At 69.9% G+C, this 16,523-nt stretch carries 12 protein-coding genes and 2 pseudogenes; 2 read left to right on the top strand and 12 right to left on the bottom strand.

The features are described 5' to 3' along the window. Positions 1–246: 246 nt before the first annotated feature. The 6 genes and pseudogenes from rbsD to BIV24_RS29430 form a co-directional block, all read right to left on the bottom strand. Positions 247–636 (bottom strand): D-ribose pyranase, encoded by a 390-nt coding sequence (gene rbsD, locus BIV24_RS29410; RefSeq protein ID WP_071369513.1) that lies wholly within the window; start codon positions 634–636, stop codon positions 247–249. Next, positions 633–1,532: a ribokinase gene (locus BIV24_RS29415; protein ID WP_071369514.1), complete on the bottom strand. Its 900-nt coding sequence runs from the start codon at positions 1,530–1,532 to the stop codon at positions 633–635. The genes rbsD and BIV24_RS29415 overlap by 4 nt, the downstream gene beginning before the upstream one ends. Positions 1,533–1,672: 140 nt before the next feature. Further along, positions 1,673–2,539: pseudogene (locus BIV24_RS36615) on the bottom strand (D-ribose ABC transporter substrate-binding protein); the annotation flags it as partial. A 133-nt stretch (positions 2,540–2,672) separates the two neighbouring features. After that, positions 2,673–3,644: pseudogene (locus BIV24_RS36620) on the bottom strand (ABC transporter permease); the annotation flags it as partial. Further along, a complete protein-coding gene (locus tag BIV24_RS29425; RefSeq protein ID WP_071369515.1) occupies positions 3,634–5,172 on the bottom strand; it encodes a sugar ABC transporter ATP-binding protein in 1,539 nt (512 codons plus the stop codon). The gene BIV24_RS29425 and the pseudogene BIV24_RS36620, both read right to left, overlap by 11 nt. After that, entirely contained in the window at positions 5,169–6,215 is a 1,047-nt protein-coding gene (locus BIV24_RS29430; protein WP_071369516.1) for a LacI family DNA-binding transcriptional regulator, read from the bottom strand. Before BIV24_RS29430 ends, BIV24_RS29425 begins: the two co-directional genes overlap by 4 nt. Before the next feature lie 258 nt (positions 6,216–6,473). Here BIV24_RS29430 and recD2 point away from each other — a divergent pair, with 258 nt between their 5' ends. Both recD2 and BIV24_RS29440 read left to right on the top strand, forming a co-directional pair. Beyond that, positions 6,474–8,738, top strand: coding sequence for an SF1B family DNA helicase RecD2 (recD2, locus tag BIV24_RS29435; RefSeq protein ID WP_071369517.1), 2,265 nt, complete (start codon positions 6,474–6,476; stop codon positions 8,736–8,738). Between the two features lie 242 nt (positions 8,739–8,980). After that, a complete protein-coding gene (locus BIV24_RS29440; RefSeq protein ID WP_071369518.1) occupies positions 8,981–10,270 on the top strand; it encodes a citrate synthase in 1,290 nt (429 codons plus the stop codon). Between the two features lie 591 nt (positions 10,271–10,861). On the opposite strand, the gene BIV24_RS29445 is transcribed toward BIV24_RS29440, so the two are convergent. The 6 genes from BIV24_RS29445 to BIV24_RS29470 form a co-directional block, all read right to left on the bottom strand. Next, positions 10,862–13,144, bottom strand: a complete 2,283-nt coding sequence (locus BIV24_RS29445) for a heavy metal translocating P-type ATPase (RefSeq protein ID WP_071369519.1) — start codon at positions 13,142–13,144, stop codon at positions 10,862–10,864. A gap of 86 nt (positions 13,145–13,230) precedes the next feature. Continuing rightward, positions 13,231–13,470 (bottom strand): heavy-metal-associated domain-containing protein, encoded by a 240-nt coding sequence (locus tag BIV24_RS29450; RefSeq protein WP_071369520.1) that lies wholly within the window; start codon positions 13,468–13,470, stop codon positions 13,231–13,233. A 50-nt stretch (positions 13,471–13,520) separates the two neighbouring features. Then, the gene (locus tag BIV24_RS29455) at positions 13,521–14,471 is read right to left on the bottom strand and encodes a PrsW family intramembrane metalloprotease (RefSeq protein WP_071369521.1); all 951 of its coding nucleotides are present in this window, start codon (positions 14,469–14,471) and stop codon (positions 13,521–13,523) included. 257 nt (positions 14,472–14,728) lie between these two features. Continuing rightward, positions 14,729–14,923, bottom strand: coding sequence for a helix-turn-helix transcriptional regulator (locus tag BIV24_RS29460; RefSeq protein WP_071369522.1), 195 nt, complete (start codon positions 14,921–14,923; stop codon positions 14,729–14,731). Positions 14,924–15,322: 399 nt separating this feature from the next. Further along, entirely contained in the window at positions 15,323–16,000 is a 678-nt protein-coding gene (locus BIV24_RS29465; protein WP_143064698.1) for a chaplin, read from the bottom strand. Between the two features lie 133 nt (positions 16,001–16,133). Then, complete coding sequence (locus BIV24_RS29470) at positions 16,134–16,325, bottom strand: chaplin (RefSeq protein ID WP_071369535.1); 192 nt, start codon at positions 16,323–16,325, stop codon at positions 16,134–16,136. Positions 16,326–16,523: the final 198 nt, after the last annotated feature.

A 16,523-nucleotide genomic window follows, 5' to 3' on the forward strand; every position in this document is an offset into this window, starting at 1 on the left:
CCCTGCGGGTACCCCTACCGGCGAACAGCCGTCGCGGACCACATCCGTGGACGTGGCCCACCCGCGGTGTCCGCACAGCCCGACCGTGGCTTGGCTCCGCAGGGCACGATCCACTCACGTTGCCTGCAGGAGGTCGCCCGTCCCGAGGACGCCGTCGACGCCGACCCGCATTGATGCCCAGCGGGTAATGGCCGAGGGGCGCGGTCCACGGACCGAGCCCCTCGAAGTACGTCAATGAACGCCGCGTCAGAAGAAGACCCCGCAGCGCAGCAGCACGTTCGCGTACGGGCGGGCCTCGCCCGTGCGGACGACCAGACGCGCGCCCGCCGTCATCGCCTTCAGCTCCTCGTGCGCGACCAGCTCCAGGCCCGGGAAGCGGCCGTCCAGCAACGCGGAGGCTTCCGGGTTCGCGTCCCGGACCTCGTGCGCCGCCGTCGCGCCCTCGACCACCAGTTCGTCCAGCAGTCCGTCCAGGACCTCGGCGAACGACGGCACCCCGGCGCGGAACGCCAGGTCCACCACCCGCGGGCCCGCCGGGATCGGCATGCCCGCGTCGCACACCAGCACCCCGTCGCCGTGCCCCAACTCCGCGAGCGCGCCCGCGAGGTGACGGTTCAGAATTCCGGTCTTCCTCACAGCGCCGCGACCTCCTCCGCGGTCGGGTAGGACTCCTGCGCGCCGGGCCGTGTGACCGCCGCCGCGCCCACCCGCGCCGCGTACGCCGCCGCCTCCGGCAGCGAGGCGCCCGCGCCCAGCCGATACGCCAGCGCCGCCGTGAACGCGTCGCCCGCACCCGTGGTGTCCACCGCATCCACCTTCACGGACGGCACCCGGGTCATGGTCTCGCCGGACGCCACCAGGGCGCCCTCCGCGCCCAGGGTCACCACGACGGAGCGGGGGCCGAGGGCCAGCAGCGCCCGCGCCCAGTCCTCGGGCGAACCGCCCAGCTCACCGCCCGCGATGACCTGCGCCTCGTGCTCGTTCACGATCAGCGGGTCGCATGCCGCCAGCACCTCGGAGGGCAGCGGCCTCGGCGGCGACGGGTTCAGTACGAAGCGGGTGCCGGACGGCAGGTTCCGTACGACCTGCAGGACCGTCTCCAGCGGGATCTCCAACTGCGCCGAGACCACGCGCGAGGCGCGTAGCAGCCCGGCCGCGGCCCGGACGTCCTCCGGAGCGAGGCGCCCGTTGGCTCCCGGCGACACCACGATGCTGTTGTCCCCCGACGGATCCACGGTGATCAGAGCCACCCCGGTGGGCGCCCCACCGACCAGGACCCCCACGCTGTCGACGCCGGCCTCGCGCTGCGCGTCCAGCAGCAGCCGGCCGTGCGCGTCGTCGCCGACCCGGGCCAGCAGCGCCGTACGGGCACCGAGGCGCGCGGCGGCCACCGCCTGGTTCGCGCCCTTGCCGCCCGGGTGGACGACCAGGTCGGAGCCGAGCACGGTCTCCCCGGCCGCGGGCCGCCGCTCGACCCCGATCACCAGGTCGGCGTTGGCCGATCCCACGACCAGAAGGTCGAAGTCGTACATGAAGTGTCTCCCTACGGATCCCAACGGACCCCATGGATCAACGGACCCCGAGGATCCCTACAGCGGTCGGAACCGGGGCCATCGCCGCGGGCCGCACGTCGCGCGCGATCCGCGGCCATGGCGACCGGACGGGCGCGGGATCAGCCGGCGAACCCGGCGACGTTGTCCTTGGTGACGACCTTGACCGGGACCTTGACCGTGGCGTCGATCTTCTCGCCCTTGGCGGCCTTGACGGCGTTCTGCACGGCCAGCTCGCCCAGCAGCTTCGGCTGCTGCGCCACCGAGGCCAACAGCGTGCCGTCCTTGACCGCCGTCAGACCGTCCGGGGTGCCGTCGAAGCCGACGACCTTGACCGACTTGCCGGCCTTGCTGCCCAGGGCCTTGATCGCGCCGAGCGCCATCTCGTCGTTCTGCGCGAAGACGCCGTTCACGCCGGGGTGCGCCTGCAGCAGGTTGGTGGTGACGTCCAGGCCCTTGGTGCGGTCGAAGTCGGCCGGCTGCGAGGCGACGACCTTGATGCCCGGGTAGGCCTTCAGACCCTCGGTGAAGCCCTTGCCGCGCTCGTTGGCGGCCGAGGTGCCGGTGGTGCCCTGCAGGACCAGGATGGTGCCCTTGCCGCCGATCGCTTCGGCGATCGTCTTGGCGGCGAGCTTGCCGCCCTCGACGTTGTCCGAGGCGACGGTGGTGGCGACGTCGGCCTTGTTGACGGTGCGGTCGGCGGCGACGACCGGGATGTTCGCGTTGTTGGCGGCCTTGACGGCCGGGCCCGCGGCGTCGGAGTCCACCGGGTTGATGATCATCGACTTCACGTTCTGGCTGGTGAAGTTCTGGATCTGGTTGCTCTGCTGAGAGGCGTCGTTCTGGGCGTCGGTGACGGTGAGGGAGACGCCCTCCTTCTTGGCCTCCGCCTGGGCGCCCGCCTTCAGCTGCACGAAGAAGGGATTGTTAAGGGTGGAGACCGACAGACCCACCTTCATGTCGGAGGAGCCGGACGACCCGGAGTTGCAGGCGGTGGCGGTGAGGGCGAGCGTGGCGACGGCGGCCACGGCGACCGAGAGCTGCTTGGTGCGCATGGTTCTCTTCCTTGCAGGTGGGGGTTGATTCCGTGGGGATGGGGAGCGAGAGACGAGGGGCCGGTTACGCGCGGCGGCGCAGCGTGTCCACGAGGACGGCGAGCGCGATGACGACGCCGATGACGACCTGCTGCCAGAATGCGGAGACCGAGAGCAGGTTGAGGCCGTTGCGGAGCACCGCGAGGATCAGTGCACCGATGAGGGTGCCGGATGCCTTGCCGACGCCGCCGGAGAGGCTGGCGCCGCCGATCACCACGGCGGCGATGGCGTCGAGTTCGTATCCGTACGCCGCCTGCGGCTGCGCCGAGGCCAGCCGGGAGGCGAGGACGATGCCCGCCACGGCCGCGAAGCCGCCGGCCAGGGCGTAGATGACCAGCTTCTGGCGCTTGACGCGGATGCCGGAGAGCCGGGCGGCTTCCTCGTTGCCGCCGATCGCGTACATGGTGCGGCCGGCGTACGTGCGGTTCAGCACCACGGCCGTGATCAGGCCCATCGCGATCATCACCAGGACCGGCACCGGCAGCCAGCCGCCGATGGTGGTGCCCAGCTTGGACACCGAGTCGGGGAACGCGATCGGACTGCCCTGCGAGATCACCAGGGCGAGGCCGCGGCCCACCGACAGCATGGCGAGGGTCGCGATGAAGGGCGGCAGCTTGCCGAAGGAGATGAGCGCGCCGCTGACCAGGCCGCAGGCGATGCCGGTACCGAGGGCGAGCAGGACCGCGACCCAGACCGGGAGGCCCTGGTTGGTGGCGCTCCAGGCCAGAACGGTGGCGGAGAGCGCGGCGACCGAGCCGACCGACAGGTCGATGCCGGCCGAGACGATCACGAAGGTGACACCGAAGGCCAGAATCGCGGTGACGGCCGCCTGGACGCCGACGTTGAGGAGGTTCTGGGTGGCCAGGAAGTCACCGGACAGGAACGACATCGCCACGGCCAGGACGACCAGGGCGGTGAGGGCACCGTTGTCGAGGAGCATGCGGCGCAGTGCGGGGGCCCTGCCCGTGTCCGTACTGCTCTTGAGCGTGTCAGTGGCCACGGGAGACCTCCACATCCTTTGCTGCTGTGTTCGTTGTTGCGGTTGCGCTGACGGCCAGCGCCATGACGGCGTCCTGTGTCGCTTCCTGCGCGGCGAGTTCGCCCGCGATCCGGCCCTGGGACATGACCAGGACGCGGTCGCTCATGCCCAGTACCTCGGGGAGGTCGCTGGAGATCATCAGGACGGCGTGACCGGAGGCGGTCAGTTCGTTGATCAGCTGGTAGATCTCGACCTTGGCGCCCACGTCGATGCCGCGGGTCGGCTCGTCGAGGATCAGCACCTTGGTGTCGGCCAGGAGCCACTTGCCGATGACGACCTTCTGCTGGTTGCCGCCGGACAGTGTCCGTACGTGCTGGTGCAGTCCGGCCATACGGACCTTGAGCTGCCCGGAGATCCGGTCGGCGGCCCGCCGCTGCCCGGCCCGGTCGACGAAACCGGCGCGGCTGGAGCGGCCCAGCGTGACCAGGCCGAGGTTCTCCTGCACGGTGGCGTCGAGCACCAGACCCTGGCCCTTGCGGTCCTCGGGGACCAGGCCGATCCCGGCGTCCATGGCCGCGTTGACGTCATACGGGCGAAGCGGGCGGCCCTGCACCTCGACGGTGCCGGAGTCGTACGGATCGGCGCCGAAGACGGCGCGTACGACCTCGGTACGGCCGGCGCCGACCAGGCCCGCCAGGCCGACGACCTCGCCGGCCCGTACCTCGAAGTCGACGTCGTGGAAGGTGCCGGCCCTGGTGAGTCCGCGGACCTTGAGCAACGGCGCCCCCGCGTCCGCGCGTTCGCGCGGGTACTGCTGCTCGATGCTCCGGCCGACCATGAGCCGTACGAGTTCGTCCTCGGGGGTGCTCGCCGGGACCTGGTCGACGCTGCGGCCGTCGCGCAGGACGGTGACGCGGTCGCCGAGGGCGGCGATCTCCTCCAGGTGGTGGGTGATGAAGACGATGCCGACGCCGTCGTCGCGCAGCTTCCGTACGATCCGGAAGAGCTTGTCGACCTCTTCGGTGGTCAGGACGGCGGTGGGCTCGTCCATGATCAGGACGCGGGCGTCGAGGCTCAGCGCCTTGGCGATCTCGACCATCTGAAGCCGGGCGATGCCCAGTTCACGAACCGGGGTGCGCGGGTCGACATCGACACCGACGCGGGCGAGGAGCTCGGCCGCGTCGGCGTTCATCCGCTTGCGGTCGATGAGGCCGAAGCGGCGCGGCTGGCGGCCCAGGAAGATGTTCTCGGCGACGGTCAGATCGGGAACGAGGTTGAACTCCTGGTAGATCGTGGCGATCCCGAGGCGCTCGGAGTCCTGCGCACCGTGGATGCGCACCTCCTCGCCGCCGACCGTGATCCGCCCGGAGTCGGGGCGGTAGGCGCCGGAGAGCATCTTGATGAGCGTGCTCTTGCCCGCGCCGTTCTCACCGAGCAGCACATGCACCTCGCCCCGGCGCAGGTCGAAGTCGACGCTGTCGAGCGCCACCACGCCGGGAAAGGTCTTGCGTATGCCTTCGATGCGCAGCAACTCGTCCGGGTTGCTCACGACTTGCTCCTTTGCAGGGGGGAGGGCTGCGCAGTGGGGGCCTGCGCGACAGGCGGCTCGCCGCACGAGCGGCGTACGACGAGACGGGCGGGGAGGGTGACGGACTCGGGGGGCCGCCCTTCGACACGGTCGACGAGCGCGTGGACGGCGGCCCGCCCCAACTCGGCCGTCGGCTGGGCGATCGCGGTGATCGGCGGGTCGGTGTGCACGAACCACGGGATGTCGTCGAACGCGGCGAGCGCGATGTCGTCCGGAATCCTGAGACCGCGCGCCCGGATGGCGTCCAGTGCGCCGAGTGCCATCAGGTTGTCGGCGGCGAACACCACCTCGGGCGGCTCGGCCAGGTCGAGGAACCGCTCGGTGGCCCGGCGCCCGCTCTCCGCCTGGAAGTCGCCCTGCCCTATGTAGGCGTCCGGGAGCGGAAGCCCGTACTCGCCCATGGCCACGCGGAACGCCTCCACGCGTTCGCTGCCGGTCGTGGTCGCCGCCGGCCCCGCGATGATCGCGAGCCGTCGGTGACCGAGCGCGTACAGGTGGGCGACGAGATCGTGGACGGCGGCCCGTCCGTCGGCGCGTACGACGGGGACGTCGACGCCCGCGATCCACCGGTCGACGAACACCATGGGGGTGCCGGCCCGTGCGGCGTCCAGCATGAGCGGCGACCCGCCGTCGGTGGGGGAGACGAGCAGCCCGTCGATCCGCCGGTCCAGCAGGGTCCGCACATGGTGGTCCTGCAGGTCGGGCCGCTCGTCGGCGTTGCCGATGATCACGCTGTAGCCGAGCGCGCGGGCCTCCTCCTCGACGGAGCGGGCCAGATGTGCGAAGTACGGGTTCAGCACGTCGCTGATGACCAGACCGAGGGTGCGGGTCTCGTGGGTGCGCAGGGAACGGGCGACGGCGTTCGGGCGGTAGCCCAGCGCCTCGACGGCGGCCCGCACGCGGGTGCGCGCGTCGGCGCTGACCGACGGGTGGTCGTTCAGGACACGCGACACCGTGGCGACGGATACGCCTGCCGCGGCGGCAACGTCCTTGATGCTTGCCATCGTCGGAACCACCTCCTTGTGAGTCCGCGTTGATGTGCAGGCCGTGGAATCGATTACACGGCCGACATGAAGGATTGGAATCGATTACACGAGGGTGAAGCAAGGGTGAATCCGGGGTCGAGACCTGATTGTGACCTGATGTGATTGCCTGTGCTCAGATGAGCGGCGGCGAGGCGCCGGTCTCCGAACCACGCGGACCCGCAGGCGCGTTCACCTACCGGTCCCCGGCTTGTCGGACCCTGGCGGTAGCGTCAGATCATGAACAAGGAGGCGGGGCGGCAGGGCGGCGAGCGGCAGTGGGCCGTCCTGGAGGGTGTGCTGGAGCGGATCACCTACGCCAACGAGGAGAACGGATACACGGTCGCCCGCGTCGACACCGGCCGCGGCGCCGGTGACCTGCTCACCGTCGTCGGCGCGCTCCTCGGTGCGCAGGTGGGGGAGTCGCTGCGGATGGAGGGGCGCTGGGGCTCCCATCCCCAGTACGGCAAGCAGTTCACCGTGGAGAACTACACGACCGTCCTCCCCGCCACCGTCCAGGGCATTCGCCGCTACCTCGGCTCCGGTCTCGTCAAGGGCATCGGTCCCGTCTTCGCCGACCGCATCACCCAGCACTTCGGGCTCGACACCCTGGCGATCATCGAGGAGGAGCCCAAGCGGCTCATCGAGGTCCCGGGCCTCGGCCCGAAGCGGACCAAGAAGATCGCCGAGGCATGGGAGGAGCAGAAGGCGATCAAGGAGGTCATGCTCTTCCTGCAGACCGTCCAGGTCTCCACGTCCACCGCCGTGCGCATCTACAAGAAGTACGGCGACGCCTCCATCTCCGTCGTCAAGAACCAGCCCTACCGCCTCGCCGCCGACGTCTGGGGCATCGGCTTCCTCACCGCCGACCGGATCGCCCAGTCCGTCGGCATCCCGCACGACAGCCCCGAGCGCGTCAAGGCCGGCCTCCAGTACGCCCTGTCGCAGTCCGCCGACCAGGGCCACTGCTACCTCCCCGAGGAGCGGCTCATCGCGGACGCGGTCAAGCTCCTCCAGGTGGACACCGGGCTCGTCATCGAGTGCCTGGCCGAGCTGGCCGCGCCCCCGGAGGACGGCTTTGACCCCGGTGTCGTCCGGGAGAAGGTGCCCGCCGTCGACGGCGCGGACCCCGTCACGGCCGTCTACCTCGTCCCCTTCCACCGCGCCGAACTCTCCCTCTCCGCCCAGGTGCTGCGCCTCCTGCGTACGGACAAGGACCGGATGCCCGCCTTCCGGGACGTGGCCTGGGACAAGGCGCTCGGCTGGCTCAAGGCGCGTACGGGCGCCGACCTTGCACCCGAGCAGGAGGAGGCCGTACGGCTGGCGCTGACCGAGAAGGTGGCCGTGCTGACCGGAGGGCCCGGCTGCGGCAAGTCCTTCACCGTGCGCTCCGTGGTCGAGCTGGCCCGGGCCAAACGGGCCAAGGTCGTGCTCGCCGCGCCCACCGGACGGGCGGCCAAGCGGCTGTCCGAGCTGACGGGCGCCGAGGCGTCCACCGTGCACCGGCTGCTGGAGCTGAAACCGGGCGGCGACGCGGCCTACGACCGGGACCGTCCGCTCGACGCCGACCTGGTCGTCGTCGACGAGGCGTCGATGCTCGACCTGCTGCTCGCCAACAAGCTGGTGAAAGCCGTGCCGCCGGGTGCCCACCTCCTCTTCGTCGGCGACGTCGACCAGCTGCCCAGCGTCGGCGCCGGGGAGGTCCTCAGGGACCTCCTCGCCGACGGGAGCCCCGTCCCCGCCGTCCGTCTCACCCGCGTCTTCCGCCAGGCCCAGCAGTCCGGCGTGGTCACCAACGCGCACCGCATCAACGCCGGACAGCACCCGCTCACCGACGGCCTGAAGGACTTCTTCCTCTTCGTCGAGGACGACACCGAGGCGGCCGGCCGGCTCACGGTGGACGTGGCGGCGCGGCGGATCCCGGCCCGGTTCGGCCTCGACCCGCGCCGGGACGTGCAGGTGCTCGCGCCCATGCACCGGGGGCCCGCCGGTGCGGGCACCCTCAACGGCCTGCTCCAGCAGATGATCACCCCCGCCCGCCCCGACCTGCCCGAGAAGCGGTTCGGCGGCCGCGTCTTCCGCGTCGGCGACAAGGTCACCCAGATCCGCAACAACTACGACAAGGGTGAGAACGGCGTCTTCAACGGCACCGTCGGAGTGGTCACCTCGCTCAACCCGGACGACCAGCGCCTGACGGTGCTGACGGACGAGGACGAGGAGGTCGCGTACGACTTCGACGAACTGGACGAGCTGGCGCACGCCTACGCGGTGACCATCCACCGCTCGCAGGGCAGTGAATATCCGGCCGTGGTGATCCCGGTCACCACGGGTGCGTGGATGATGCTCCAGCGCAATCTGCTCTACACGGCGGTCACCCGGGCCAAGAAGCTGGTCGTCCTTGTCGGCTCACGCAGAGCGATCGGTCAGGCGGTGCGCTCCGTGTCGGCGGGACGGCGCTGCACGGCCCTGGACTTCAGGCTCTCGCCCCGGCCCCTCGAAGGCTGAGAGCGCCCCTCCCGCACCCGCTCGGCAGGGCATCCAAAAAAATGATCGATCAAATGAGTCGGAAAGGTCACACAGCACTTCCGGAACCGGGCGCAGGGGGGCAGGATGAGCAGGTTGGCGGCACTCAGTGCCGCCAATGAGCCCAATGGTCGACCCCGAGTGCACTCTTCTGCGCCAAATGGGGGATGGTAGAGACAGTCAGGGCACCTCGAAGATGAGGCACTACGTCGGTGAGGGAAGACGTGAGCGACAACTCTGTAGTACTGCGGTACGACGACGGCGAGTACACCTACCCGGTGGTCGACAGCACCGTCGGTGACAAGGGCTTCGACATCGGGAAGCTGCGCGCCCAGACCGGTCTGGTGACCCTGGACAGCGGCTACGGGAACACGGCCGCCTATAAATCCGCCATCACCTACCTCGACGGTGAGCAGGGCATCCTCCGGTACCGCGGCTACCCGATCGAGCAGCTGGCAGAGCGCTCCACCTTCCTGGAGGTCGCCTACCTGCTGATCAACGGCGAGCTGCCGACTGTCGACGAGCTCTCCACGTTCAAGAACGACGTCACGCAGCACACCCTGCTGCACGAGGACGTCAAGAACTTCTACAAGGGCTTCCCGCGCGACGCGCACCCGATGGCGATGCTGTCCTCGGTGGTCTCCGCGCTGTCCACCTTCTACCAGGACAGCCACAACCCCTTCGACGAGAAGCAGCGCAACCTCTCCACCATCCGCCTGCTCGCGAAGCTGCCGACGATCGCCGCATACGCCTACAAGAAGTCGATCGGCCACCCCTTCGTCTACCCGCGTAACGACCTCGGGTACGTCGAGAACTTCCTGCGCATGACCTTCTCGGTCCCCGCTCAGGAGTTCGAGCCGGACCCGGTCGTCGTCGCCGCGCTCGACAAGCTGCTGATCCTGCACGCCGACCACGAGCAGAACTGCTCGACCTCCACGGTCCGCCTGGTCGGCTCGTCCCAGGCCAACATGTTCGCGTCGATCTCGGCCGGTATCAACGCGCTGTGGGGCCCGCTGCACGGCGGCGCCAACCAGTCCGTGCTGGAGATGCTGGAGGGCATCCGCGACTCCGGCGGCGACGTCGACACCTTCATCCGCAAGGTGAAGAACAAGGAGGACGGCGTCCGCCTGATGGGCTTCGGCCACCGGGTCTACAAGAACTTCGACCCGCGCGCCAGGATCATCAAGGCCGCCGCGCACGATGTGCTCTCGGCCCTGGGCAAGGATGACGAACTCCTCGACATCGCCCTCAAGCTGGAGGAGCACGCGCTGTCCGACGACTACTTCGTCGAGCGCAAGCTCTACCCGAACGTGGACTTCTACACCGGCCTGATCTACCGGGCGATGGGCTTCCCGACCGAGATGTTCACGGTCCTGTTCGCCCTCGGCCGCCTGCCGGGCTGGATCGCCCAGTGGCACGAGATGATCAAGGAGCCGGGTTCCCGCATCGGCCGTCCGCGCCAGATCTACACCGGTGTGGTGGAGCGCGACTTCGTCCCGGTCGAGGAGCGCTGAGCCCGGTCGAGGTGGGCTGAGCGCCGCACCCACCCGAGGCGTACGCCATCACCGCACAGTGGCGTACGCCGGGTTGCTCCACGGTGACAGACGAAAAAAGGAAGGCGCCCTGAGACGCCGGTCCCCCCACGGGCCGACGACCAGGGCGCCTTCCCGTGTCCCGGTGCGGATTCCCCCCACGGGATCCGGCCGGGCGTTTGCGGGACAGCGCCTGAATCGCTGCGAGCAAAACGAGCAGAACTCGGAGTACCACTGCGGCGCGGTCTGCCGGGACGCGTACGGACGGGAGGGCCGCTCAAAGCTCCCCGGTGTACGTGCCCCGGCAACGCCGTTTCCCGGGAACGTCCCCCAAGACATCCCCAGATGTCAGTCACGCCCCCCAAGACGCTTCTGACATCGTCAACTTAGACTCACGAACCCTTCCGTTGGTTACGTTCGCATCACTGTGATCTGCGTCTCTTGCATATGTCCCGAAGATGCGCAAGAGGCCGGATATGACCACCGAGCCCCGGCGTAAGGGAGATGCGCGAGCCTTGTGAAGAGCTTATGTGAGGCCTGCGTTGGACTCCAGAGGGGCTCCTCACTTCTGCCTCACGTGAAGGTCCGCAGCCGCAGACTGTTCGTGACCACGAACACCGACGAGAAGGCCATCGCCGCGCCAGCGATCATCGGGTTGAGAAGCCCGGTAGCGGCCAGCGGCAGCGCGGCCACGTTGTAGCCGAAGGCCCACACCAGGTTCCCCTTGATCGTGGCGAGCGTCCGGCGTGACAGCCGGATCGCGTCCGCGGCCACGCGCAGGTCGCCGCGTACGAGTGTCAGGTCGCTCGCCTCGATGGCCGCGTCCGTCCCCGTACCCATGGCCAGGCCCAGATCGGCGGTGGCGAGCGCGGCCGCGTCGTTGACGCCGTCGCCGACCATGGCGACGGTGCGGCCCTCGGCCTGGAGCCGCCTGATGACATCGACCTTGTCCTCCGGCAGCACCTCGGCGATCACATCACCGGCGTCGATACCGACGGCCCGGGCCACCGCCTCGGCCACCGCCCGGTTGTCCCCGGTCAGCAGGACGGGCGTCAGCCCCAGCGCGCGCAGCTCCCGTACGGCCGTCGCGCTGGTCTCCTTGACCGCGTCGGCGACGGTCAGGACACCGAGTGCCACGCCGTCCCGGGTGACCACGACGGCCGTGCGCCCCTCCGCCTCGGCCTGGGCCTTCGCCCGGGCCGGCTCCTGGGGGAGCGCACCCGGGAATCGGCCCACCGTGATCTCGTGCCCTTCCACGCGCCCACGCACTCCGAGCCCAGGGGCGTTCTCGAAGTGCTCCGGCACCGGAAGGTCACCCGCGCTCCCCCACTCTCGACTTCGCTCGAGCGGGGGGACCCCCATCTGGGCGCCTGCCGCGATCGCGCGGGCGATCGGGTGCTCCGAGGCGTGTTCCAGGGCACCTGCGAGCCGCAGGACCTCCTTCTCGTCGGCGTCCTCGGCGACGTACACCCCCTGGAGGGTCATCCGGCCGGTGGTCACCGTGCCGGTCTTGTCCAGGACCACCGTGTCGACCCGCCGTGTGGACTCCAGCACCTCCGGGCCCTTGATGAGGATGCCGAGCTGGGCGCCGCGGCCCGTACCGACCATCAGTGCCGTCGGGGTGGCCAGGCCCAGTGCGCAGGGGCAGGCGATGATCAGCACCGCGACGGCCGCGGTGAAGGCGGCGACCGTGTCGCCGGTGACGCCGAGCCACATCCCGAAGGTGCCGAGCGCGATCAGCAGCACGACGGGTACGAAGACGCCGGAGATGCGGTCGGCCAGGCGCTGTACCTCGGCCTTGCCGTTCTGGGCGTCCTCGACGAGCCGCGCCATCCGTGCGAGCTGGGTGTCCGCGCCCACTCGGGTGGCCTCCACCACCAGCCGGCCCCCGGCGTTCACGGTCGCGCCGGTCACGGGGTCCCCGACGGTCACGTCGACCGGCATCGACTCGCCGGTGAGCATGGACGCGTCGACTGCCGAGGCGCCCTCGACGACGGTCCCGTCGGTGGCGATCTTCTCGCCGGGCCGGACGACGAACCGGTCGCCCACGGCCAGCCGCGCAACCGGAACGCGTACCTCACGGTCTTCCCGAAGGACCGCGACGTCCTTCGCGCCCAGTTCCAGCAGTGCCTTCAGAGCGGCGCCGGCGCGCCGCTTGGAGCGGGCCTCCAGATAGCGGCCGAGCAGGATGAACGCGACGACGCCCGCGGCCACTTCGAGGTAGATGGCCGACGATCCGTCCGTGCGCGAGACGGTGAGGTCGAAGCCGTGGCGCATGCCCGGCATCCCGGCGTGCCCGAAGAACAGTGCCCACAGGGACCAGCCGAAGGCGGCGAGGGTGCCGACCGAGACGAGCGTGTCCATGGTGGCCGCGCCATGCCGGGCATTGGTGAACGCCGCCTTGTGGAAGGGCAGTCCGCCCCAGACGACGACGGGCGCCGCGAGCGTGAGCGAAAGCCACTGCCAGTTGTCGAACTGCAGGGCCGGCGCCATCGAGAGCAGGACGACGGGCAGGGCGAGCAGGGCGGAGACGGTCAGCCGCTGACGGAGGGCGGCCGATTCCGGGTCCTCTTCGGGCGTACCCCCGGGCTCGTCGGGCTGGGGCGGCGGGGGTTCCTCGGCCGTGTAGCCGGTCTTCACCACCGTGGCGATCAGGTCGGCGACCTCGACCCCGTCGGCGTACGAGATCCTGGCCTTCTCCGTCGCGAAGTTCACGGTGGCGGTGACGCCGTCCATGCGGTTGAGCTTCTTCTCGACGCGGGCCGCGCAGGAGGCGCAGGTCATCCCGCCGATCGTCAGTTCGACCTCGGAGTGCGCGGCCCGGTTCGTCGGAGCTGGTGCTGTCGTGCTGGTCATGTTCGGTCTCCGGGCGACGCACCGGGCCGTGCCGAGCCGGCAGCGGCTGGTCGGCACCGCCCGGTGCGAAGAGTGATGCTGGTGGTTCAGGCCTTGCCGACGAGCTCGTAACCCGCCTCGTCGACGGCGGCGCGGACGGCCTCGTCGTCGAGGGGCGCGGCGGAGACCACCGTGACCTCGCCGGTCGAGGCGACGGCCGTGACCGCGCTGACGCCGGCGATCTCGGAGATCTCGCCGGAGATGGCGCCTTCACAGTGTCCGCAGCTCATCCCGCTCACCTTGTAGACGGTCGTCACGGAACCCGGGGTTTCGGTCTGCGCGGTCATGTCGTTACTCCTCGGGGAGGTGTGTGGCTTACGTCCGTCACCATATACCCCTAGGGGGTATCTGTCCACGAGGGTTCCCGGTGAGTCAGGGACCGAGCCCAGGCGAGGCCGAGCAGACACACGGTGATCAGTTCGCCCGTGGAGAAGAACACGAAGAACTGCCGCTGCTCCGCGGTGGGGGCGGGGATGTGCCCCTGTGCGAAGAACGAGTGGTCGAGCTGCGCGCCCGTCATCAGGGTGGCCAGCCAGATCGCAAGGCCATGTGCCGAGTTCCACAGTGTGTGCAGTAACGAGACACCGAGATAGGTGCCGATCACTGGTCCGGTGCACGGAAAGCGCCCGTTCGGGCGTCGGCGGGAGAGCAGGGCGGCGCCCGCGATCGCCGTCCACAGGCCGTGCCCGAAGGGGGTGAGTACGCCGCGCAGGATCTCGGTCTGGAGCAGTGCGTGCAGATCGATGCCCTCCATGGAGACGGCGGCGTTGAACGCGTACCCCGCACTCTCCAGGGCTGCGAAGCCGAAGCCGACGGTCGCGCCGAGCACCAGCCCGGTGCGCAATCCGCGCAGCCGGGCGTGCCGGCGCAGTACGAACATCAGCGCGGCCAGCTTCGCCGCCTCCTCGATCAGGCCGACGCCCGCGAACATCCACAGGGACGGGTGCAGCAGGTAGTACTCCATCATCGACGCGCCCAGCACACCCAGGGTCCCGCCGGTCAGGAAGCAGCCGAGGATCACGTTCACGCCCAGGTCGCGGCCGTGCCGCTCGTAGGCCCACAGGACGAATGTGACGGGGGTCAGAAAGCTGCCGAGCAGGATCACGGTCGGCAGCAGGGTGGTGTTCTTCGTCGCGTAAGTGACGATCGCGGTCAGTGCCCAGAGGGTCAGGCCGCCCCACAGTGCGCGTTTCCACAGGCCCGCGCGGATCCGCGGGTACGGCGGCGGGGGTTTTGGGGGCGCGGGTACGTGCACGGTCGGGGTGCCGGGTGGCGGAGGCTGGGTCACTGCGGCTCCCTCGGTTCGGGCGGCTTTGTCCGAACTTTAGGTTGGGGGCGAGCGCGTCGCAGTCCGGGATGGTTTCTTCGGGTGGGGGGCTCGGTCGGTCGGCGTGTCCTCTGGCGACAGGGGCGACAGGGGTGGCAGGTGGGGGACTGGCGGCCGTCGAGCCGTGGAGCGGGCGGGGCCGGAGGACCTCCCGGCCCGTCACGACGGGCGAATGGCCCGCCCCGGACGGGACGGGCCACTCGAAGGGAGAGCGGTGGTCAGGTCGTTCCGCGGTTGCGGGGGCGGGAGGCGACCCAGGCGCGGACCGTGTCCGCGTACCAGTACGGTCTTCCGCCCTCCACATGATCGGGCGGCGGTAGCAGTCCGTGTTTGCGGTACGACCTCACGGTGTCGGGCTGCACCCGGATGTGCGCGGCGATCTCCTTGTACGACCAGAGTCGACGGTCGGTCATCAGTAGCACCTCCCCGCGCGCGCCACGGCGTGACCGGGGGTGGTCGTCGGGGGAGCCGGGCGCTGCGCTGGCGATCACGAAGCCTGTGATCGGTCAACGACAGAGAGTGCGCGGGGGGAAGGGCCTGTGAACCGGGTGTGACGGAAGCACTGTGGACACGCGACATCTGTGACACGGGCGAGTTCTTTGTGACACGGATGATGAATTCGGGTGGGCGGGGCTGCCGCTTCTTGCGGCGTGCACAGCCCACGGCGCCGTCCGCAAGTTGCGCGGACGGCGCCGTGGAAGGCCGGACGGGCGCGGCCCAGGGGCGGCGCGCCTCCTGGGCCGCAAGTGGGGGCTCACCGGTGTGCGTGAGCGGCGAGGGTGCCGGGCGCGAGATGTCCGGCACCCGCGGCACTACCAGCGGGATACGGCCCGGGCTCGCCGGTACAGGATGAGCCCGCCGGCCAGCATGGCGACGCTGACGGCCGACGCCGCGAGCATGTCCTCACTGCCGGTCTGGGCCAGCGTGGCCGACTTGTGGGAGGACGGGACGGACGAAGAGCCGATGGGCGTCGTGACCGGCCTGTGGGGCGGCTGGTTCGTGGTTCCGCGCGGTGTGACGTTGTTGTCGGCCGGCACCTGCGGCGGCGTGCTGGAGCCGCCGTGGTCCACGGTGTCGTCGTCCCGGGGCGTGTCGGCCGGGGTGTCCGAGGTAGCCGGCACAGCGGGAGTGTCCGGGGTGTCCGAGGTAGCCGGCACAGCGGGAGTGTCCGGGATCTCCCGGGGTGTGTCGGCCGGGGTGTCCGGGGTGGCCGGAGTGAGCGGAACGGTGGCGGGCCCGGGACTGTCGGACCGGTTGGCGCAGGCGTTGCCGAACGCCGGGTTCAGGGCGCCGACCACGTCAACCGAGTTGCCGCAGAGGTTGATCGGGATGTGCACCGGGATCTGGAGCGTGTTGCCGGACGCGATGCCGGGTGATCCGGTCGTGGCGCCGTCGGCCTGCGAGTCCGCGTACACCGGGTTTCCGCAGAGGGAAAGAATTCCCGTCGCGGCGGCAGCCGCGACCATTCCCCTGCTCAGGGTCTGTCGCAATCTCGTTGTCTTCCTACTAATAGAAGCGGAAAAGCGGGAAAGCCGGCCCTGGAGCCGAAGAGGGCAGTCCAAGGCCGACCGTGACTCAGTCGGGCGGCTGGTGCGAGGACATCAGCCGCTTACGGCCGCAACGTCAGGTGTTCGCGCAGGTGTTACGGCCTGTCGCGTTCAACAGCGAGACGATGCCGATGGAGTTGCCGCACACGTTGACCGGAATGTGTACGGGCACCTGGACGACGTTGCCGGACAGGATGCCCGGGGAACCGGCCGCGGCGCCGTTGGCACCCGCGTCGGCCATCGCCGGGGCAGCCATTCCGAGAGTCATGATGGCGCCGGCGGCAATGGCGGCGCTCTTCTTGTGCTTCACGAACTTTCCCTTCTCTGCAGTCGTGCCCCTGTGGCGGCGGAAACCGAGCGAACACAGCTAGAACTGCTCGCTGCACGACCTGCAGCCTGTGAAACGAGGAAAAGGCGTCTGAAGCAACTCCGGAACGCAAGGAACCGCGTAATTCACTCGAACGCA

It is taken from the genome of Streptomyces colonosanans, assembly GCF_001866645.1.
Taxonomy (GTDB): Bacteria; Actinomycetota; Actinomycetes; order Streptomycetales; family Streptomycetaceae; genus Streptomyces; species Streptomyces colonosanans.

Bases quoted from the DNA above. Each gene is read 5' to 3' on its own strand.
- BIV24_RS29415 (WP_071369514.1), bottom strand. From the start codon at position 1,532: ATGTACGACTTCGACCTTCTGGTCGTGGGATCGGCCAACGCCGACCTG.
- BIV24_RS29430 (WP_071369516.1), bottom strand. From the start codon at position 6,215: ATGGCAAGCATCAAGGACGTTGCCGCCGCGGCAGGCGTATCCGTCGCC.
- recD2 (WP_071369517.1), top strand. From the start codon at position 6,474: ATGAACAAGGAGGCGGGGCGGCAGGGCGGCGAGCGGCAGTGGGCCGTC.
- BIV24_RS29445 (WP_071369519.1), bottom strand. From the start codon at position 13,144: ATGACCAGCACGACAGCACCAGCTCCGACGAACCGGGCCGCGCACTCC.
- BIV24_RS29450 (WP_071369520.1), bottom strand. From the start codon at position 13,470: ATGACCGCGCAGACCGAAACCCCGGGTTCCGTGACGACCGTCTACAAG.
- BIV24_RS29460 (WP_071369522.1), bottom strand. From the start codon at position 14,923: ATGACCGACCGTCGACTCTGGTCGTACAAGGAGATCGCCGCGCACATC.
- BIV24_RS29470 (WP_071369535.1), bottom strand. From the start codon at position 16,325: ATGACTCTCGGAATGGCTGCCCCGGCGATGGCCGACGCGGGTGCCAAC.